This is a genomic window from Azospirillum largimobile (assembly GCF_977007025.2).
This window is the reverse complement of the sequence record NZ_CDRMUA020000002.1, coordinates 289,765-309,047: the sequence shown is the minus strand read 5'-3', so window position 1 is coordinate 309,047 and position 19,283 is coordinate 289,765. Positions and strand designations below refer to the sequence as shown.

The following is a 19,283-nucleotide window of genomic DNA, read 5'->3' as shown; positions in this document are numbered from 1 at the left end:
GATACCCCCATCTGAAAGGCCTCACCGCTCACCGGAGGATCTTGATGCGCAGCACCCTGACCCTGTCGGCCGCCCTTCTCGCCGCCCTTGCCGCCACCCCTGGCTTGGCCCAATCGGGCGCCGGACAGGTGGTCAAGACCGTCCAGACCAGCGCCGGCCCGGTGGCGGTCAGCCGGTTCGCCGATGGGCTGGAGCGGCCCTGGGGCATCGACTTCCTGCCGGACGGCCGGGCGCTGGTGACGGAAAAGCCGGGGCGGCTGCGCATCGTGGCGCGCGACGGCACTCTCTCCGCCCCGCTCGGCGGCACGCCGAAGGTTCTGGTCCAGGGTCAGGGCGGGCTGATGGACGTGGCGGTCGATCCGCAATTCTCGCAGAACCGGACCATCTATCTCGCCTATGCCGAGGCCGGCGACAACGGCCTGTCCGGAACGGCGCTGGGACGCGGCACGCTGACCGACCGCGGGATCGAGAATTTCCAGGTCATCTTCCGCCAGTCGCCCAAGATGGACGGCGGCCACCATTACGGCACCCGGATCGTCTTCTCGGGCGACGGCCAAATCTTCCTGACGCTGGGCGAACGCAACAAAATGAGCCCGGCGCAGGACCGCAACGCCACGCTGGGCAAGGTGGTGCGGCTGAACCGCGACGGCTCGCCGCCCAAGGACAACCCCTTCGCTGGCGAAGGCAAGGTGGCGGCCAGCGTCTGGTCCTATGGCCACCGCAACATCGAGGCGGCGGCCATCGACCCGCGCACCGGCTCGCTGTGGATCGCGGAGATGGGACCGGCGGGCGGTGACGAGCTGAACCGGCCGGAGGCCGGCAAGAATTACGGCTGGCCGCTGGTCAGCTGGGGCAATCATTACGATGGCCGTGACATCCCCGATCCACCGACCCGCAAGGAGTTCACCGACGCGGTGATCCACTGGACGCCGGTGATCTCGCCGTCCGGCATGGCCTTCTACCAGGGCAGCCTGTTCCCGAACTGGCAGGGCAGCGCGCTGATCGGCGGCCTGAGCGCCAGGGCGCTGGTGCGGGTCGCCGTCGACGGCACCACCGCGAAGGAGGCGGAGCGCATTCCGCTCGACGCGCGCATCCGCGATGTGGCACAGGGTCCGGACGGCGCCCTCTATGTGATCACCGATGCGTCCGACGGCGCGGTCCTGCGGCTGGCGCCGGCGAAATAGCCTCCGACGGATGGGGGGCGCAAAGGACAGGGGCCGATGAGAATCCGCGACTACCGACCGTCAGACGCCCCGGTGCTGGCGCAGATCTACGCCCGTTCCGTCCGCGGCATCGGCCCGCGCTTCTACACTCCCGAGCAGGTGGAGGCCTGGGCGGCGCTGGCGCCGACGGTGGAACGGGTGCGGGAGGCCTATGGCGACGGCCGCGTCGCCCTGGTCGCGGTGGATGACGACGACCGGCCGGTCGCCTTCAGCGACGTGGAGCCGGACGGCCACATCAACTTCCTCTACTGCGCCCCGGAGGCGGCCGGGCGCGGCACAATGTCGGCGCTGGTCGACCTACTGGAGGACCGCGCCGCGGCGTTGGGCTATCCCCGCCTGCATGTGGAGGCGAGCGAGGCCGCCCGCCCCTTCTTCCTGCGCCGCGGCTTCACCCTGCTGGCACGCCGCGAGCTGCGGATCGGCGACGTGCCGATCCACAACTATGCGATGGAGAAGTGGTTGGGGAGGGGCCGAGAATAGGCTCAAGCAACGCTTGCCCCCTCCCTACCCCTCCCCCGCTTCGCGGGAGAGGGAACTCCGCCGATCTCGTGCTTGCCCCCTCTCCCGCGAAGCGGGGGAGGGTTGGGGAGGGGGCCGTCCGTCAAGAACTCCCCCCAACCAAAAACCGCCCCCCTTACCGTTCGATTTCCTTGTTCCAGCGCTGGTTCCAGTCCGGGCGCTTCTCGTTGATGACGTCCCAGTCCACCGTCACGGCGGTCTTCATGTAGCCCTGGAACTTGTTCATCTCGTCGGCCACATCGGACGGGGCCTTGACCGTGGTATTGGACGGGATCTGCGCGCCGTACTGGAGGGCGGCAAGCTGCGCTTCCGGGCTCAGCAGATAGGCGGCGAGCTTCTGGGCGGCCTCGTTGTCCGGGTTCTTGGCGACGACGCATTCGCCAACCATCAGGACGACCGAGCCTTCCTTGGGCTGGACATACTCGACCGGAATGCCCTTGGCCTTCAGCGTGCCGACGCCGGTCGGGGTCAGCGGGAAGATGGCCGCCTCGCCGGTCTGCACCATCTCCGCGATCTTGGCGGAGCTGGGGATGTATTCCAGCACGTTCGGACCGATGGTCTTGCGCCAGGTGGTGAAGCCCGGATCGACGTTGGTCTCGCTGCCGCCCTTGATGCGGTTGTACATCAGGAAGGCATGCAGGCCGAAGGAGCTGCTGGCGGCCGACTGGACGACGATCTTGCCCTTGTACTTGGCGTCGGCCAGATCCATCCAGCTGGTCGGCGGCGTCCAGCCCTTCTCCTCGAACATCGCCTTGTTATAGGCGAGGCCCGTCATGCCCATGTTGACGCCGACCGCCATGTCGCCCTTCAGCCGGGCCGACGGATAGACCTGGTCCAGCACCGGCGACGGTTCCATCTTCTGGCACAGGCCCATGCCGATGGCGCGGTACATCAGCCCGTCGTCAAGGAAGACGACGTGCATCTGCGGATTGTCCTTCTGCGCCTGAAGCTTGGCGAGGATATCCGACGAGGTGCCGGGGACGACGACCACCTTGATGCCGGTCGCCTTCTCGAAGGCGGGGAAGACATGCTCGGTGTAGGTCTTCTCCATCGTGCCGCCGTTCATGCCGATATAGACCGTCTTGGTCTGCGCGGCGGCCGGGGTGGAGAGGGCTGCGGCGGCCGTGATGGCAACCGTGGCGAGACCGGTGAGCGACAGGGAACGCAAGGTGGGCATGCAGTCCTCCAATGGGCCAAGGGGTGAGGTCTTAGGCGGTCGGTTGAAAGCGGTCGATGCGGAAAGGGTCCAGCGGCATCGTGGTCTCGCCGGTGGTGACCAGCTCGGCCAGCGTCTGTCCGACGCCGGGGCCGATCTGGAATCCCGCGCCGGAGAAGCCGAAGGCGTGGAACAGGCCGGGGGTGGTGCGGCTGGAGCCGATGATCGGGTTGCGGTCGGGCGTGTAGCCCTCCACCCCGGTCCAGCAGCGGATGACGTGGGCGTGGCGCAGCTGCGGGAACAGCTCCGCCGCGTCGCGCATCAGGGTCAGCACGGCGTCGCGCTGCGGCCGGGCGCGGTCGGCGTCCAGCGCGAAGCCGCGCCCGCCGCCCACCACCATGTTGCCGCGCGGCACCTGCCGGCCATAGACGCCGCCGCCCTCAACCCCGATGTTGACGTCGAGGAAGCGGGGCAGCGGCTCCGTCACCGCCATGTTGGGGTGGAGCGATTCCAGCGGAACGGGCTCGCCGAACGCCTCCGCCACCCGCCAGGACCAGGCGCCGGCGGTGTTCAGCAGGAAGCGGGCGCGGACCTCCAGATCATCGCCGCTCAGCAGGACGAAGCGGTCGCCGTCCTTCTCCACCCGGTCGACCGGAGTCTGTTCGCGCACCACCGCGCCCAGCCCGGCTGCGGCACGGGCGAAGGCGGGGGAGACGAGGCGCGGGTTGGCGTGGCCGTCCTCCGGGCAGAGCGAGCCGCCGATGGCCCGGTCGCCCAGCGCCGGCCAACGGCGGCGGAACTCGTCACCCGCGATGATCTCCAGCCCGAGGCCGAAGCCCTGGCTGCGCTCGCGGTAGGCGATCAGCGCATCGAGGTCGGGTTCGCTGCGCGCAAGCTTCAGATGGCCGGAGCGGATATACTCGGCATCGGTGCCCAGCAATTCCGGCAGGCGGCCCCAGATCGCGTGGGCGCGCTGCGACAGCGGCAGCTGCTCCAGCGGTCGGCCCTGTCGGCGCACACCGCCGAAATTGACGCCGCTCGCCTTGGCGCCGCACCAGTCGCGTTCCAGCAGCGTCACCGACAGGCCGGCCTGCCGCAGGAACAGCGCCGCCGAGCCGCCGACGATCCCGCCGCCGACGATGGCGACGTCGCAGTCGATCCGTTCCCGCATCACGCGACCTCCCTGCCGCTGGAGCCCTCTCCCCCCCGGGGAGAGGGTTGGGTGAGGGGGGAGCGTGGCGGAGCGCTTGTGGCGGGATGGAGCGTTGCGGAAACTCGACCGGATCCTCGCGATGCGTCCCCCTCACCCTGACCCTCTCCCCGGGGGGGAGAGGGGACAACGGTCGCGATGGGAAGCGGCTTGATCGGCGGCTGTGCCCGCAGGCGCCCCACCCCGTCGGGGCCGGTGCCGAGCGTGCGGGACAGCAGCTCCGCCGTGGTGGTGGTGCACATACGGCCCTGGCAACGGCCCATGCCGGCGCGGGTCAGCGCCTTGGCGCGGTTCATCTCGCGGGCCTGTCCGCTTCGGGCGACCTCACGCACGGCCCCGGCGGTCACGCCTTCGCAGCGGCAGATCATGGTGTCGTCGGCAATGGCGTCGGCCCAGTCCGCCGGGAACGGGAAGGCGGCGTTCAGCACCCGGCGGAACTCGGCGATGCGGGCGAGCCGGCCGTCCAGCTCCTGCACCCGCGCGCCGTCCACCGGTCGTCCGAGATCCTCCAGCAGGGCCAGTGCCGCGCGCTCCCCCGCCAGTTCGGCCGCATCGGCACCGGCGATGCCGCTGCCGTCGCCGGCCAGATAGACGCCGGGAACCGAACTGCGCCCTGCCCCGTCCCGCTCGGGCAACCACGCCCGGTCGGCCTCGTCGAAACGGAATCGACAGCCGGCGAGATCGGCCAGTTGCGTCTCCGACCGCAGGCCAAGCCCGAATGCGACGGCGTCGCAGGAGATGCGTCGCTCGCGCCCGCGGGCGTCGCGCCAGACCAATGCCTCGACCCGCTCCGTGCCCTCGGCACGTACCGGACGGACGCCGTTGTGGATCGGCACGCCATGGGCGCGCAGCCAGCCGACGAACAGCAGTCCCTTCGCCAGCGTCGCCGGATCGCGCAGCATGCCGGGGGTGGCGCGGGTCTGTGCGGCGAAGGAGGTGGTGTCGAACACCCCCGCCACCTCGACCCCGGCCTTCAAATACTGGTAGGCGACCAGATAGAGCAGCGGCCCGGTGCCGAGGAAGGCCACCCGCCGGCCGACGGCGCAGCCCTGGAACTTCAGCGCCACCTGGGACCCGCCGAGCGTGAAGACACCGGGCAGAGTCCAGCCGGGAAAGGGCAGAACGCGATCGGTGGCGCCCGTCGCCAGGATCAGATGGCTGAAGGGCAGGGTCTCGCTCGCGCCGTCGCACAGCAGGTCGAGCGCGCCGGCCTCGCAGTTCCACACCAGCGTTCGCGGGCGGTAGTCGACGCGGTCGCGGATCGCCGCCATGGCGCGATGAACCGCGTCGGCCTTGCCCGCTTCGAAACCGTACAGCGCCTTCTTCGGGCGGGTGAAGCCTCCTTCCGGCGGCTGGCGGTAGATCTGGCCGCCCCAGCGCGCCGCCTCGTCCACCACCACCGGGCGCAGGCCGGCGGCGACCAACCGCTCCGCCGCGCGGATGCCGGCCGGGCCGGCGCCGACGATGACGGGAGGGAGGATCCGGCTCACGACGTCCACTCCCCGTTGCTCAGCAGGCGCATGCCGTCGGCGATGAAGGTGCCGCAGGCGCGCAGGCGCTCGCCCTCCTCCGTCCGTACCCAGCAGTCCTGGCAGGCGCCCATCATGCAGAAGCCGGCGCGCGGGGTGTCGGCGAACTCCGTCCGGCGCAGCCGCTCCCCGTTGGTGAGCATGGCGGTCATGACGGTGTCGCCTTCCAGCGCCTCCACCGGGCGCCCGTCGAGGGTGAAGCGGACCACGCGCCGGCCCTGTTCGGCCACACGCTGCAGCAAAGCCATGATGACTGGTCTCCGAGGAGAGAGGTCGGCCGGAGCGGATGCTCAGTGCTGGCCGACCAGGATGCGGTCCAACCCATAGACGCGGTCGAGCAGAAGCACGGCGACCGCGGTGATGCCGATGATCAGCGCCGACACCGCCGCCATCATCGGGTCGATGGATTCGGTGGCGTACATGTACATCCGCACCGGCAGCGTCACCGTGGACGGCGAGGTGATGAAGATGGACATGGTCAGCTCGTCGAAGCTGTTGATGAAGGCGATCAGCCAGCCGCCGGTGACGCCGGGCAGGATCATCGGCAGGGTGACGCGGCGGAACACCGTCGCCTCGCTGGCGCCCAGCGAGAAGGCCGCCTGCTCCACGCTGCGGTCGAAGCCGGAGATTGCGGCGATCAGCAGGCGCATCACGTAAGGCGTGACGATGACGATGTGGGCGGCGACCAGCCAGCCGAAGCTGCCCGTGGCGCCGATGACGGCGAACAGCCGCAGCATGGCGACGCCCAGCACCAGATGCGGAATGATCAGCGGCGACAGGAACAGCGCGTTGAGGAAGCCGCGGCCGGGAAACTCCCAGCGCGTGATGGCAAGCGAGGCCGGCACCGCCAGCACCACCGCCAGCGTCGCCGCCAAGAAGGCCAGCCACAGGCTGTTCCAGAAGGACTGCACGAAGTCGGGGTGGTGGAACACCGCCTCGAACCAGCGCAGCGAGAGGCCCCTGGTCGGCAGCGACAGCGTGTTCTCCGGCGTGAAGGCGACGAGGCAGACGATCACCAGCGGCGCCAGCATGAAGATGACGACCAGCGCGTGGAAAAGCAGGGCGACGGGTCCGTTGCGGGTCATGGCATCCTCACCCCAGCCGGCGGCGGTAATGGCCTTCCACCACGCGGTGGTAGGTCAGCATGATGATCAGGTTGGCGGCCAACAGGATCACGGCGACGGCGGCCCCCATCGGCCAGTTCAGGTCGCTGAGATACTGGTCGTAGACCACGGTCGCGACCATCTTCAGACGCCGCCCGCCCAGCAGGCCGGGGATGGCGAAGGCGCTGGCGCTGAGGCCGAAGACGATCAGGCTTCCCGACAGGATGCCTGGCAGGATCTGCGGCGCCACCACCCGGACGATGGCCGTCCCGCGCGAGGCGCCGAAGGACAGCGCCGCCTGCTCCACCGCGGGATCCAGCTTCTGCAGAGAGGTCCAGACCGGGATGACCATGAAGGGCAGCATGACGTGGACCAGCGCCACGACCACCGTGCCTTCGGTGTAGAGCAGCTTCATCCTGCCGATGCCGAGCGCGATCAGCGCCCCGTTCACCGGCCCTTCCGGCCCCAGCAGCATGCTCCAGCCGAAGGCGCGGACGACGACGGAGACCAGCAGCGGCGCCAGGATCACCAGCAGGAAGACGGAGCGCCAGGGATTGCCCATGCGGCTGAGGATGTAGGCCTCCGGCACGCCGATCACCACGCAGATGGCGGTCGCCAGCGCCGAGATCCGGAAGGTGCGGAAGAAGATCTCCAGGTAATACTCGTCGGTCAGGACCGACAGGTAATGCTCCAGCGTGAAGCCGCCGGTGCGCCCGGTTGCATAGTCGAACTGGTTGAAGGACAGCAGCGCCGTCAGGAACAGCGGCGTCAGCACCAGCGCCACGAACAGCAGCGCCGCCGGCGTCGACAGGAACAGCGGGGCGGACCGCACGCGGCGTTCCGGCGCCTCGTCGCCCGCATCTGCGGCCGGCGCGCTATCGGGAAGGGCGGCGCTCATCAGGTCACCTCGAGCGCGACGTCGGGCGCCTCCGCCATGGCGCCGCGATGGACGCGCACCACGGACGGCGTCCACTCCAGACCGATGGGCGCACCCTGGTCTGCCGGGGCGGAGCCGTCGTTCGGCGTCACTACCATCACCGTGCCGAGCGGCCCGTCGATGTGATAGAGCCACTGGCTGCCCAGGAAGAAGCGGTCGGCGACCCGGCCGGTCAGCAGCCCGTTTGTGGGGGCGGTCAGCCGCAGCTTTTCCGGACGGATGCACAGCGTCACCGTCTCGCCCACCGACAGGCCCGGCATTTCCACCGGCACCGCGATGCCGGCCAGCGACACCGTGGCGCCGGCACCGGTCGCCGTCGCGACCTTGCCCGGCAGCAGGTTGGTCTTGCCGACGAAGCGGGAGATGAACTCCGTCTCCGGATGTTCATAGATGCGATAGGGCTGGTCGATCTGGGTGATGCGCCCGGCCTCCATCACCACGACGCGGTCGCTGATCGAGAAGGCCTCCGCCTGGTCATGGGTGACCATGACGGTGGTGGTGCCGACCTTGCGCTGGATTTCGCGCAGTTCGAACTGCATCGCCTCGCGCAGCTTGGCGTCCAGGTTGGACAGCGGTTCGTCCAGCAGCAGCACCGGCGGGCGGATCACCAGGGCGCGGGCCAGCGCCACGCGCTGCCGCTGTCCACCGGAAAGCTCGCGCGGATAGCGCTTGGCGTAGGGGGAGAGGTGGACCAGCGACAGCGCCTCTTCCACCCGCGGCTTGCGCTCGCCCTTCGGCACGCGCTGCATCTCCAGGCCGAAGCTGACATTGTCGAACACGGTCATGTGCGGGAACAGCGCGTAGCTCTGGAACACGATGCCCAGCCCGCGGCTGTTCGCCTTGGCCCGCGTGATGTCGCGCCCGTCCAGCCGGATGGTGCCGGCCGACGGTTCGACGAAACCAGCGATCATCTGCAGGGTCGTGGTCTTTCCGCAGCCCGAGGGGCCGAGCAGAGAGACGAACTCCCCCTTTTCCACCGACAGCGACACGTCGCCGACCGCGGTCAGCGGCCCGTAACGCTTGGTGATGTTTTTCAATTCGAGGAACGACACGGGGGGAATTCTCCCTCTTGCTGACCGGGCCTCTGACTTTCGGGGCCTCACCTGTATGACCCGATGGTTCAGCCTGACGACCGGTGGCGTCAATCCGGTTTTTCCGTCTACAGAAAAGATTTTGCAAAAGCTTCCGATATGCGGAATAGATGGGGCAGCAAACAACACCGATTTTCACACGGAGCCGGAGCATGAGCGCCGACACCCGCGGCAAGGCGAACGACAGTGCGGGCAGCGACGAGACGGGCGCGAAATCCAGCCTGCAGCGCGGACTGGCGATCCTGCGCCTGCTGGCCTCGTCAAACGAGACGGGGGCGCGGCTGACCGACATCGCCCGCGCGCTCGACCTCACACCGCCGACCGTCCACCGCCTGCTGAAGATCCTGGCGGAGGAAGGGATGGTGGAGCCGGACCGGGCGACCAAGCGCTATCGCCTGGGCATCGACCTGTTCGGACTGGCGGCGCAGGCCGGCAATCCCAACAACCTGCGCGACATCTGCCGGCCGATCCTGCTGCGCCTGTCGGCGACCCTGCGCGACACCATCTTCCTGCTGGTGCGCAGCGGTTTCGACGCGGTGTGCCTGGACCGCAGTGAGGGGCCCTTCCCCATCCGCTCCTTCACCGGCGACATCGGCGGCCGGGTGACGCTGGGCGTCGGCCAGGGCAGCCTCGCCATCATGGCCTTCCTGCATGCGGAGGAGCGGGAGGAGGTGATCCGCTTCAACCTGCCGCGCATGCAGGGCGTGGGAATCATCGACGAGGTCTATCTGCGCACGGAAATCGCACGCGTGCGGGATTTGGGCTATGCCAGCCGCTCCACCGGCCTGCTGCCGGGCATGTCCGGCGTGGCCGTTCCGGTGCTGGACCGCGACGGGCACGCGGTGGCGGCGCTCAGCGTCGGCACGATCAGCGAGCGGCTGAACGAGGAACGGTTGCCGGTGGTGGTCGACATCCTGAAACGCGAATCCGCCGCGATCAGCCGCCAGTTGAACCCCTTCGACCCAGTGCTGCGCCGACCAGCCGCGGTGCTGGGCAGCGGTTCGGCTTGAGCACGGAGGCCGCGCGCGATGAAAGGCGTCAAGAAGGCCGACCTTCCCACCAAGACCTGCCCGGTCTGCAACCGTCCTTTCACCTGGCGGAAAAAATGGGAGCGGGTGTGGGAGCAGGTGAAATACTGCTCCGACCGCTGCCGGGGGGGAGGCGCGCAAGGGCGAGCGGTCCTGAAGCCTCAACTGCCGACCGCTTGATGTCGATCAATGGCGGGGTTCCCGTGATCGGCTAAGGTCGGCATGGCTTGGGGAATGCCCCTGGCCGGTCGACCTTGCGGCGGACATGACGCGTTCGGGCCACATCCTTGTCGTTCTTCTCTTCGCCTTCACGCTCCTGTTCGGCGCGGCGGGCGGAGCGATGGCGCATGTGGACATGCAGGCCGGCCCGGCCGACCATCATCATGGCGAAACGCGCGACGGCACCCACAAAGCCGCGCTGACCGTGTCCGCCCCCTGCTGCCCGGCCGCCGAAGCACCGGCGACCGACAGGCTCCCCGCTCCGGCCCGCTGGGCCGACGCCTCCTGGCCGCAGCGCCCGGACTATGCGCCGGACAAGCGCGCCATCGCACCGGAAACACCCCCTCCCAAAGCCAGCCTCTGATCGGCCGCGCGCCGTGCTGTCCATTCCGGCCAGCCGGTCGCGGTTCCCGCCAGCGCTTTCAAACGCGATCAGAGGACTTCCTCCATGCCCGATCCGAGGCATTTCACGACCCGTCGCGGCTTCATCGCCGGACTGGGCTTCGGCGCCGTTTCCCTTTACGGCGCCTGGGCGGCCTATGGCGCCGCTCCCCTCCCCTTCGGCCACACGCCCTCCGCCGCACCCGAGCCCGAGGCGCACGGCCATGGCGGAAGCAACGGCGACAGCCATGGCGGCCATGCCGCGACAGCCGCCCCCACGGCGGACGACTTCCGCCTGGAGCATGAGACCTTCCTGCGGACCTATGCGCAGACGGACGGCAGCGTCGATCCGCACGCCGCGACCCACGGCGACGCGCATTCGCACGGCCACGCACATGGTAGCCCGCAGGGTGGCCACGCCGATGCGGGTCATGGCAACGACGGCTCCGCCACCGAGCCGGTGACCGTTTTCCTGATGGCGCAGAAATTCGCCTACAGCCCCGATCTGCTGCGCCTCAAGGCAGGCCAAGCGTACCGGTTCCGCATGATGGCGGACGACATCACCCATGGCGCCTCGATCCAGCTCGGCAGGGCCAGCCGGATCATCCGGCTGCGGCCGAACGTCGTCAGCGAGCAGACGATCACCTTCACCAAGCCGGGCGAGTATCTCGTCTACTGCACCGTCTATTGCGGCCAGGCGCATGACGCCATGCAGGGCCGCATCATCGTCGTCTGACCGGGGGATCGATCATGGACACCATCCTGCACGACGCCCCCGCCGCGGCCATTCCCGACCTTAAGAAGCCCGGCCTGACAGCGCGCCTCCGCACCCTGCCCCGGCCGGACAAGGCGTTGCTGAACCTGCTGTTCGGCGCCGCCCTGCTCGCCCTCGTCCTCGGACTTGCCGGCGGTCTGCTGACCGCGCTCGCCCGTGCCGGCGCATTGAGTTTCTTTCCCGACGACGCCTACCGGCTGCTGACCCTGCACGGGGTGTCGGTGTTCTTCTATTGGCTCTACCTGATCCAGGCGGCGCTTCTGCTGGCGCTGGCCGCGGCGGAGAACGGCCGGGGGCTCGCCCTGCGTCCGGCAGCCTGGGCGGGGGCCGCCCTGATGCTGGCCGGCTTCGCGGTCAGCGAGTGGATCTCCTACAGCGGCACGCCGCTGCTCTATGACGGCAGCCCGGAACTGGCGGCGGACGATCCACGCTCGGTCGGGTTATTCGCGCTCGGCTATCTGCTGCTGTCCGCCGGCCTCACGGCGTCCGCCCTCAGCGGCATCGCCACCCTGCTGCAGCCGCGCCGCCGGGGCGAGGCGGAGGAGTTCGGCGCCGTCGGCTTCGCCCTGTTCGCCTGGGCCGGCTTCCTGATCGTCAGCGCCATCGCCGCCACCAACGCCTTCCTGCCCGGCCTGCTCTGGTCGCTCGGCGCCGGCCCATTCCCGGCCGACCATGGCACCGAATGGCACATCCTGTTCCACAACCTGCACTATCTGCCGCTGATGGCGACGGTGCTGGTCTGGTACGTGCTGACCGAGCATCTGACCGGCGTCACCTCCATCCATGGCGCCCGCCTGTCTAAGATCGTCTTCGCCGCCTATCTCGTCTTCGTCCCGCCGACCAGCCTCTACCACATGTTCCTGGAGCCCAACCTGTCGGAGGGCGTGCGGGTGGTGGGGTCGCTGCTGTCGCTGTTCGTCTCGGTCCCGACGCTGGCGGCCTTCGCCATCATCGTCTCGTCGCTGGAGGCCAGCGCGCGGGCACACGGCGGCACCGGATTCCTCGGCTGGATGCGTGGCCTGCCCTGGGGCAACCCGGCGATGGCGAACATGGGCTGGGCGGTGGTCAACATGATGGTCGGCCTCACCTTCGCCTTCGTCCTGATCCAGGGCGAACTGGCGCCGATGCTGAGCGACACCTTCTTCGTGCCCGGCTATTTCCATCTCTTCGCCGTCGGCGTGCTGACCCAGACCTTCCTGGCAGCGCTGATGATCATGCTGCCGGCGCTGAACGGCGGCCACCTGTGGCGGCCGATGCTGCTAGCCCGTATGCCCGCCCTGGTGACCGCCGGCCTGATCCTGTTCGCCGCAGCCGGCATCGCGGCCGGCACAATGGGCGTGCCGCGCCGGGTGTTCGACATCGGCTATGGCGGCATGGCGCCGGCGGCATGGCCGATCCTGATGGCGCTGGTCGGCATCGGCGCCAGCCTGTTCGCCGCCGCCCTGTCTGTCAGCGTCTATGGCGTCGTCCGCACCCTGCTGTCCGGCCGCAAGCTGTCGGCGATGGAGTTGCCGGCGGTCGACTGGAAGGCCGGGCAAAGCCGCATCGGCGCCGCACCCGCCTGGACCGGTCCCGCGTCCATCGCCGCGCTGGTGGCAGCCATGTATGTGTTCACCATCGCCGCCTTCCAACTGATCCAGTCGCTGCCGATCGCCGCCATCGGCGGCGGCCACGGCCATTGACCGCAGGAGACCCGCCATGAAGAACGACGAAGTCCGGTTGATGCTCGCCATCGTCGCGGTCTGGGCGGCGCTGGCCGCCGTCTATGCCCTCGTCCCCAGCCTTGGCATGCCCGGCTATGTCCGAGTCTGGGGCGGAGGGGCCGTGCTGTTCCTGCTGCTTGCCATCGTGCTGACCCTGGCAGGAAGGGGCCGGAACACCGGGGAAACCACGCGATCCTGACCGGATGGCCAGGAAGTATTGCCTGTTTTTCAATCACATGCCGGCATTCTGACCGGCCGGAGGACCGCCCCCGTCAGACGGGTGGCGGTCCCGGCCGCTGGCATCTCTGTTGCATTTGCATGTATGGCACGCACGCACCCATGGATTCGGGGTAACATTCCCGGGTAGTCATGGGCTTAGGCGTGTCAGCCGCCCTGCTGCCGAAGACGGGCGGTCGACGAAACGCGGCGAACCATACGCGGCCAACGATACTCTGCGACGAAGGGGATTCACGATGTCGGTTCGGGGGATGGGGAATCTGGGCATGAAGGACCTGGGCATGGGTGTAGCGGGAATGACGCGCCGTGCGGTGCTGTGCGGCATCGCCGCGGTCGCCTTCGCGGCGGCGGCCGGCGGCTCCCTGCCGGCGTTCGCGCAAAGCAAGCTGAAGGTCGCCGGCATCTACACCGTTCCGATCGAGCAGCAGTGGGTCAGCCGCATCCATGTCGCGCTGAAGGCCGCCGCCGACCGCGGCGACATCGAGTATGTCTGGGCCGAATCGGTCGCCAACACCGACTATGAGCGCGTGATGCGCCAGTATGCCGAAGCCGGCCAGCAGCTGGTGTTCGGCGAGGTGTTCGGGGTGGAGCGCGCCGCCCGCGCCGTCGCCAAGGATTATCCGAAGACCGCCTTCGTCATGGGCTCCAGCTTCAAGCCGCAGGAGCCGAACTTCTCGGTTTTCGACAACTACATCCAGGAGCCGGCCTATCTGTCCGGCATGGTCGCCGGCGGCATGACCAAGTCGAACATGATCGGCATGGTCGGCGGCTATCCGATTCCCGAGGTCAACCGCCTGATGAACGCCTTCATGGAAGGCGCCAAGGAGGTCAACCCGCAGGTCAAGTTCTCCGTCAGCTTCATCGGTTCCTGGTTCGACCCGCCCAAGGCCAAGGAAGCCGCCTTCGCCATGATCGACCGCGGCGCCGACGTGATGTACGCCGAGCGGTTCGGCGTGTCGGATGCGGCCAAGGAGCGCAAGGTTCTGGCCATCGGCAACGTCATCGACACCCAGCCGCAATATCCGGACACCGTCGTCGCCAGCGCCCTGTGGCACATGGAACCCTCGGTGGAGCGCGCCATCGCCGCGGTAAAGGCCGGCAGCTACAAGGCCGAGGATTACGGCCCCTACAGCATGATGGCCCACAAGGGCTCCAGCCTGGCGCCGCTCGGCACCTTCGAGGCGAAGGTCCCCGACGCCATCAAGGCGAAGGTCAAGGAGCGCGAGCAGCAGATCCGCGACGGCAAGTTCACCGTGAAGGTCAACGACGCCGAGCCGAAGTCGACGATGTGACGCCCGGCGTATCTGCAATGTCATCACCCGAGTTGTCATCACCCGTGAAAGGCGGGCCGGAGGTCGTCCTCCGGCTCGCCGGCATTTCGAAGCGGTTCGGCCCGCTGCTCGCCAACGACGACATCTCGCTGACGCTCCGCGCTGGCGAGGTGCTGGCCCTGCTTGGCGAGAACGGCGCCGGCAAGACCACCCTGATGAACATCCTCTTCGGCCATTACGTCGCCGACGAGGGCAGTATCGAGGCGTTCGGCCGCCCCCTGCCGCCGGGGTCGCCCCGTGCGGCGCTGGAGGCCGGCATCGGCATGGTCCACCAGCATTTCACCCTGGCGGACAACCTGTCGGTGCTGGACAACATCGCGGTGGGGACCGAATCGCTGTGGCGCTGGCGTTCCGACCGGGGCGCCGCCCGCCGCCGGCTGCTCGATCTCTCCCAGCGCTTCGGGCTGGAGGTGCGGCCGGACGCGCTGGTCGGCGATCTGTCGGTCGGCGAGCGCCAGCGCGCTGAGATCCTGAAGGCGCTCTACCGCGATGCCCGCATCCTGATCCTGGACGAGCCGACCGCGGTGCTGACCCCGCAGGAATCGGCCGGACTGTTCGAAACCCTGCGCAAGCTGACCGCCGACGGGCTCGCCGTCGTCTTCATCAGCCACAAGATGAACGAGGTCTTCGCCGCCAGCGACACCGTCGCCGTTCTGCGCGCCGGAAAGCTGGTCGCCACCCACGCCACCGCCTCCACCGACCGCGCCAAGCTGGCCGAGCTGATGGTCGGCCGCAGCGTCAAGCCGCCGGCCCCCACCCCGCTCAGCCCCGGCGAACCGGTGCTGGAACTGGCGGGCGTCACCATCGCCTCGGACCACGGCCGTCCGCTGCTGGACGGGGTGGACCTGACGGTGAGGCGCCATCAGGTCGTCGGCATCGCCGGGGTATCGGGCAATGGACAGACCGCGCTGGCGGAACTGGTCAGCGGCCTGATCCGCCCCGACTCCGGCCGATTGTCCTTGAAAGGCAGCGTGGTCGAGCATGCCAACCCGGCCGACATGGTCCGGCGCGGCGTCGCCCGCATCCCGGAGGACCGGCACAGCGCCGGTCTGGTCGGCGCCATGGCGGTTTGGGAAAACCTGATCGCCGAGCGCTATCACGACCCATCCTTCTCCCGCTTCGGCGTGCTGCGGCGGAGTGCGGCGCGGAGCTATGCCCGCGAGGTGATCGAAGAGTTCGACGTCCGCTGCCCCGGCCCCGACGCGCGCACGCAGCTGCTGTCGGGCGGCAACATGCAGAAACTGATCCTGGGCCGCACGCTGGCCCATGGGCCGGACCTGATCCTGGCGAGCCAGCCGACGCGCGGGCTCGACATCGGCGCGGTGTCCTATGTCCACAGCCGGCTGCTCGACGCCCGCGCTGCCGGAGCCGGCGTCCTGCTGATCTCCGAGGATCTGGACGAGATCCTGGCGCTGGCCGATTGCGTCACCGTCGCCTATCACGGGCGCCTCACCCCGCTTCTGCCGCATGACCGGGTGTCGGTCAGCCAGCTCGGCCTGCTGATGGCCGGGCATTGGGACGTTTTGCGCGACATTCTGCCGGAGACTGTTGATGCGGCTTGAACCGCGCACCGATACCCCGCTCGCCCTGCGGCTGCTGGCGCCGGTGGGCGCCGTGGTTGCGGCGCTGGCGCTCTGCGCCCTGCTGGTCGCCTGGACCGGCGCTCCGGTGCTGCGCGCCTACGGCCTGCTGTTCGAGGGGGCGGTCGGCTCACGCTTCGCCCTGACCGAGACGCTGACCCGCGCCACCCCGCTGATCCTGACCGGCCTTGCCGCCGCCGTCGCCTTCCGCGCCAAGCTGTGGAACATCGGCGCGGAGGGGCAGCTCTACATGGGCGCGCTGGCGGCCGTGGTGGTGGGCGGCGGCATGCTCGACCTGCCGGCCTGGGCGCTGATCCCGGTGGTGATGATCGCCGGCATGGCGGCGGGCGGCGTTACCCTGCTCGGTCCCGCCGTGCTGAAGGTCCGCTTCGGCGTCGACGAGGTGGTGACGACCCTGCTGCTGAACTTCGTCGTCCTGCTGCTGGTGTCGATGCTGCTGGAAGGGGCCTTGAAGGACCCGATGGGCATGGGCTGGCCGCAGTCGGCCCCCGTCGCCGAAGCGGCGGAACTTCCCAAGCTGGTGGAGCGCACCCGCCTGCATGCCGGGCTCGCCATCGCGCTCGGCCTGTCGGTGCTGCTGTGGCTGGTCGATACCCGGACCATCTGGGGCTACGAGAACCGCGCGGTCGGCGCCAACCCGCGCGCCGCCGCCTTCGCCGGCATGCCGGTGACGCGGGTGATGCTGCGCACTGCCCTGCTGTCCGGCGGTCTCGCCGGGCTGGCTGGGGCGGCGGAGATCTGTGGGCTGAAGGGCTATCTGACGCTCGACCTGTCGCCGGGCTTCGGCTACAGCGGCATCGTCGTCGCCATGCTGGCGCAGCTGCACCCCATCGGCGTGGTGGGTGCGGCGCTGTTCATCGCCGGCATCTTCGTCGGCGCCGACGCCATGAGCCGCGCCATGCCGGTTCCCAACTACATCGCCGACGTCCTGGTCGCCGCCAGCCTCCTGTGCATGCTGGTCGCCGGGCTGCTGGCGCGCTACCGGCTGCGGCGGGGGTAAGGGGCCATCATGGACTTTCTGTCGATCATCCTCGACATCCTGCTGTCGGCCGCCTTCTGGACCGCGGTGCTGCGCATCGCCACCCCCTATGTGCTGGGCACGCTTGGCGAGCTGCTGTGCGAACGGGCCGGCGTGCTGAATCTCGGCATCGAAGGCATCATGACGCTGGGCGCCATGGCCGGCTGGATGGCGGTCTACCAGGGGGCCGACCTGTGGACCGGCGTGCTGGTGGCCGCAGCCTGCGGCGCGCTGCTCGGCCTGCTGCACGCGGCGCTGACCGTGCCGCTCGGCCTGTCGCAGCATGTGACGGGCATCGGCGTCACCCTGCTGGGCACCAGCCTGTCCTATTTCGTCTACCGGCTCGTTCTGCCGCAGGCCAGCACCCCACCGACCGTCGAGCCGTTCCAGCCGCTGGCCCTGCCCGGCGCCCTGGCCCAGACGCCGTTGACCTACCTCGCCTTCCTGCTGGGCGCGGTCGTCGCCTATGTGCTGTACCGCACGCCGGTCGGGCTGGCGGTGCGGATGGTCGGCGAGAATCCGGCCGCGGCCGAGGCGCAGGGGCTGAACGTCACCGCCATCCGCATCGGCGCGGTGATGGCGGGCAGCGCGCTGATGGCCCTGGCCGGCGCCTTCCTGACGCTGTCGGCCTTCAATGCCTTCTTCTTCAACATGGTCAACGGGCGGGGCTGGATCTGCATCGCGCTGGTGGTCTTCGCCTCCTGGCGGCCGGGCAAGGCGATGCTGGGCGCCCTGCTGTTCGCGGTGTTCGACGCGCTGCAGCTGCGGTTGCAGCAGGCGAGCGGCGGCGTCCTGCCCTACCAGCTGTTCCTGATGATGCCCTATCTGTTGAGCATCCTGGCGCTGGTGCTGGTGGCCCGCCGGGCCTCCTACCCGCGCGCCCTGATGATCCCGTACCGCAAAGGAGAACGCTGATGTTCGACCTGATCCTGCGCCGCGCCACCCTGCCGGATGGCCGCAGCGGCATCGACATCGGCATCCGGGGTGGCCGCATCGCCGCCGTCGAAGCCGGATTGGCCGGCGAGGCTGCCTCGGAAATCGACGCCACCGGCCGGCTGGTCACCCCGCCCTTCGTTGATTCCCATTTCCACATGGACAGCACGCTCAGCTACGGCCTGCCACGCGTGAACCAGAGCGGCACCCTGCTGGAGGGCATCGCGCTGTGGGGCGAGCTGAAGCCTCAGCTGGTGCAGGACGCCATCGTCGAGCGGGCACTCGCTTACTGCGACTGGGCGGTCGGGCGCGGCCTGCTGGCGGTGCGCAGCCATGTCGATGTCTGCGATCCGCGGCTGCTGGCGGTGGAAGCCCTGCTGGACGTGAAGAAGCGGGTCGCCCCCTACCTCGATCTGCAGCTGGTCGCCTTCCCGCAGGACGGCGTCCTGCGCTCAGCCGGCACCGAGGAACTGCTGATCCGGGCGCTGGACATGGGTGTCGACGTGGTCGGCGGCATCCCGCATTTCGAGCGCACCATGGCCGACGGCGCCGCCTCGGTCCGCCTGCTCTGCGAGATCGCGGCGGAGCGCGGGTTGCTGGTCGACATGCATTGCGACGAGACCGACGACCCGCTGTCCCGCCATGTCGAGACCTTGGCCTACGAGACGCAGCGGCTGGGGCTGCATGGCCGGGTGACGGGGTCGCACCTGACCTCCATGCATTCCATGGACAACTACTATGTCTCCAAGCTGATCCCGCTGATGGCCGAGGCTCGGCTGGGGGTGATCGCCAACCCGCTGATCAACATCAGCCTCCAGGGCCGTCACGACACCTATCCCAAGCGCCGCGGCATGACCCGCGTGCCGGAGCTGATGGCCGCCGGCCTGACCGTCGCCTTCGGCCACGACTGCGTGATGGACCCCTGGTATCCGCTTGGCTCCGGCGACATGCTGGAGGTGGCGCATATGGGCCTGCATGTCGCCCAGATGACCGGCCAGGACGGCATCAAGGCCGCCTTCGACGCGGTGACGGTCAACCCTGCCCGCCTGCTGCACCTGGACGGCTACGGGCTGGAACCGGGCTGCAACGCCGACCTCGTGGTGCTCCAAGCCAGCGGCCCGGTGGAGGCGATCCGCACCCGCGCCGCCCGCCTGTACGTCCTGCGCCGCGGCCGAATCGTCAGCCACTGCGAACCGGTGCAGGCAAAACTCGACCTGCCGGGCCGGCCGGAGATGGTCGATTTCCTGCTGGACCGGGGGTAGGACTGGAGCAGGGCCAGCCATGTGGCT

Annotated in this window: 20 protein-coding genes; 13 read left to right on the top strand and 7 right to left on the bottom strand. The window is 69.2% G+C overall.

The genetic code is table 11. The annotated features are described in order from the left end of the window. Positions 1-44: 44 nt before the first annotated feature. Positions 45-1,184: a PQQ-dependent sugar dehydrogenase gene (locus ACWPKK_RS14795; RefSeq protein ID WP_324869268.1), complete on the top strand. Its 1,140-nt coding sequence runs from the start codon at positions 45-47 to the stop codon at positions 1,182-1,184. A gap of 36 nt (positions 1,185-1,220) precedes the next feature. Further along, the gene (locus ACWPKK_RS14790) at positions 1,221-1,703 is read left to right on the top strand and encodes a GNAT family N-acetyltransferase (protein WP_452005386.1); all 483 of its coding nucleotides are present in this window, start codon (positions 1,221-1,223) and stop codon (positions 1,701-1,703) included. A gap of 154 nt (positions 1,704-1,857) precedes the next feature. On the opposite strand, the gene ACWPKK_RS14785 is transcribed toward ACWPKK_RS14790, so the two are convergent. From ACWPKK_RS14785 to ACWPKK_RS14755, 7 genes are read right to left on the bottom strand one after another with little or no spacing between them, the layout of a single operon-like run. Next, positions 1,858-2,919: an ABC transporter substrate-binding protein gene (locus ACWPKK_RS14785; protein WP_452005383.1), complete on the bottom strand. Its 1,062-nt coding sequence runs from the start codon at positions 2,917-2,919 to the stop codon at positions 1,858-1,860. Between the two features lie 31 nt (positions 2,920-2,950). Next, positions 2,951-4,069 (bottom strand): NAD(P)/FAD-dependent oxidoreductase, encoded by a 1,119-nt coding sequence (locus ACWPKK_RS14780; protein WP_452005380.1) that lies wholly within the window; start codon positions 4,067-4,069, stop codon positions 2,951-2,953. Continuing rightward, positions 4,069-5,598: an FAD-dependent oxidoreductase gene (locus ACWPKK_RS14775; protein ID WP_452005377.1), complete on the bottom strand. Its 1,530-nt coding sequence runs from the start codon at positions 5,596-5,598 to the stop codon at positions 4,069-4,071. Before ACWPKK_RS14775 ends, ACWPKK_RS14780 begins: the two co-directional genes overlap by 1 nt. Then, positions 5,595-5,885 carry a (2Fe-2S)-binding protein gene (locus tag ACWPKK_RS14770; RefSeq protein WP_310118181.1) on the bottom strand — a complete coding sequence of 97 codons (291 nt, stop codon included), beginning with the start codon at positions 5,883-5,885 and terminating at the stop codon, positions 5,595-5,597. Before ACWPKK_RS14770 ends, ACWPKK_RS14775 begins: the two co-directional genes overlap by 4 nt. 42 nt (positions 5,886-5,927) lie before the next feature. Next, on the bottom strand, positions 5,928-6,722 hold the full coding sequence (locus tag ACWPKK_RS14765; RefSeq protein WP_452005372.1) for an ABC transporter permease: 795 nt from the start codon (positions 6,720-6,722) through the stop codon (positions 5,928-5,930). 7 nt (positions 6,723-6,729) lie between these two features. Next, positions 6,730-7,638, bottom strand: a complete 909-nt coding sequence (locus ACWPKK_RS14760; RefSeq protein WP_452005369.1) for an ABC transporter permease — start codon at positions 7,636-7,638, stop codon at positions 6,730-6,732. Continuing rightward, positions 7,638-8,729 (bottom strand): ABC transporter ATP-binding protein, encoded by a 1,092-nt coding sequence (locus ACWPKK_RS14755; protein WP_452005366.1) that lies wholly within the window; start codon positions 8,727-8,729, stop codon positions 7,638-7,640. Before ACWPKK_RS14755 ends, ACWPKK_RS14760 begins: the two co-directional genes overlap by 1 nt. A gap of 191 nt (positions 8,730-8,920) precedes the next feature. On the opposite strand from ACWPKK_RS14755, the gene ACWPKK_RS14750 reads away from it, so the two are divergent. The 11 genes from ACWPKK_RS14750 (at position 8,921) to ACWPKK_RS14700 (ending at position 19,256) form a co-directional block, all read left to right on the top strand. After that, entirely contained in the window at positions 8,921-9,778 is an 858-nt protein-coding gene (locus tag ACWPKK_RS14750) for an IclR family transcriptional regulator (protein ID WP_324869276.1), read from the top strand. An 18-nt stretch (positions 9,779-9,796) separates the two neighbouring features. Beyond that, complete coding sequence (locus ACWPKK_RS14745; RefSeq protein WP_452005362.1) at positions 9,797-9,976, top strand: DUF2256 domain-containing protein; 180 nt, start codon at positions 9,797-9,799, stop codon at positions 9,974-9,976. 85 nt (positions 9,977-10,061) lie between these two features. Next, complete coding sequence (locus ACWPKK_RS14740; protein WP_452005360.1) at positions 10,062-10,379, top strand: hypothetical protein; 318 nt, start codon at positions 10,062-10,064, stop codon at positions 10,377-10,379. An 84-nt stretch (positions 10,380-10,463) separates the two neighbouring features. Continuing rightward, positions 10,464-11,132: a hypothetical protein gene (locus tag ACWPKK_RS14735; protein WP_452005357.1), complete on the top strand. Its 669-nt coding sequence runs from the start codon at positions 10,464-10,466 to the stop codon at positions 11,130-11,132. 14 nt (positions 11,133-11,146) lie between these two features. After that, positions 11,147-12,853 carry a cbb3-type cytochrome c oxidase subunit I gene (locus ACWPKK_RS14730; protein ID WP_452005355.1) on the top strand — a complete coding sequence of 569 codons (1,707 nt, stop codon included), beginning with the start codon at positions 11,147-11,149 and terminating at the stop codon, positions 12,851-12,853. Between the two features lie 16 nt (positions 12,854-12,869). Further along, complete coding sequence (locus tag ACWPKK_RS14725; protein ID WP_452005352.1) at positions 12,870-13,073, top strand: hypothetical protein; 204 nt, start codon at positions 12,870-12,872, stop codon at positions 13,071-13,073. Positions 13,074-13,407: 334 nt separating this feature from the next. Then, complete coding sequence (locus tag ACWPKK_RS14720) at positions 13,408-14,403, top strand: BMP family protein (protein WP_452006644.1); 996 nt, start codon at positions 13,408-13,410, stop codon at positions 14,401-14,403. A 17-nt stretch (positions 14,404-14,420) separates the two neighbouring features. Beyond that, positions 14,421-16,004 (top strand): ABC transporter ATP-binding protein, encoded by a 1,584-nt coding sequence (locus ACWPKK_RS14715; RefSeq protein WP_452005349.1) that lies wholly within the window; start codon positions 14,421-14,423, stop codon positions 16,002-16,004. After that, positions 15,994-17,043 (top strand): ABC transporter permease, encoded by a 1,050-nt coding sequence (locus ACWPKK_RS14710; protein WP_452005346.1) that lies wholly within the window; start codon positions 15,994-15,996, stop codon positions 17,041-17,043. Before ACWPKK_RS14715 ends, ACWPKK_RS14710 begins: the two co-directional genes overlap by 11 nt. A gap of 9 nt (positions 17,044-17,052) precedes the next feature. Further along, positions 17,053-17,976: an ABC transporter permease gene (locus ACWPKK_RS14705; protein ID WP_452005343.1), complete on the top strand. Its 924-nt coding sequence runs from the start codon at positions 17,053-17,055 to the stop codon at positions 17,974-17,976. Then, positions 17,976-19,256 carry an amidohydrolase family protein gene (locus tag ACWPKK_RS14700; protein ID WP_452005340.1) on the top strand — a complete coding sequence of 427 codons (1,281 nt, stop codon included), beginning with the start codon at positions 17,976-17,978 and terminating at the stop codon, positions 19,254-19,256. The genes ACWPKK_RS14705 and ACWPKK_RS14700 overlap by 1 nt, the downstream gene beginning before the upstream one ends. The last annotated feature ends 27 nt before the right edge of the window (positions 19,257-19,283 follow it).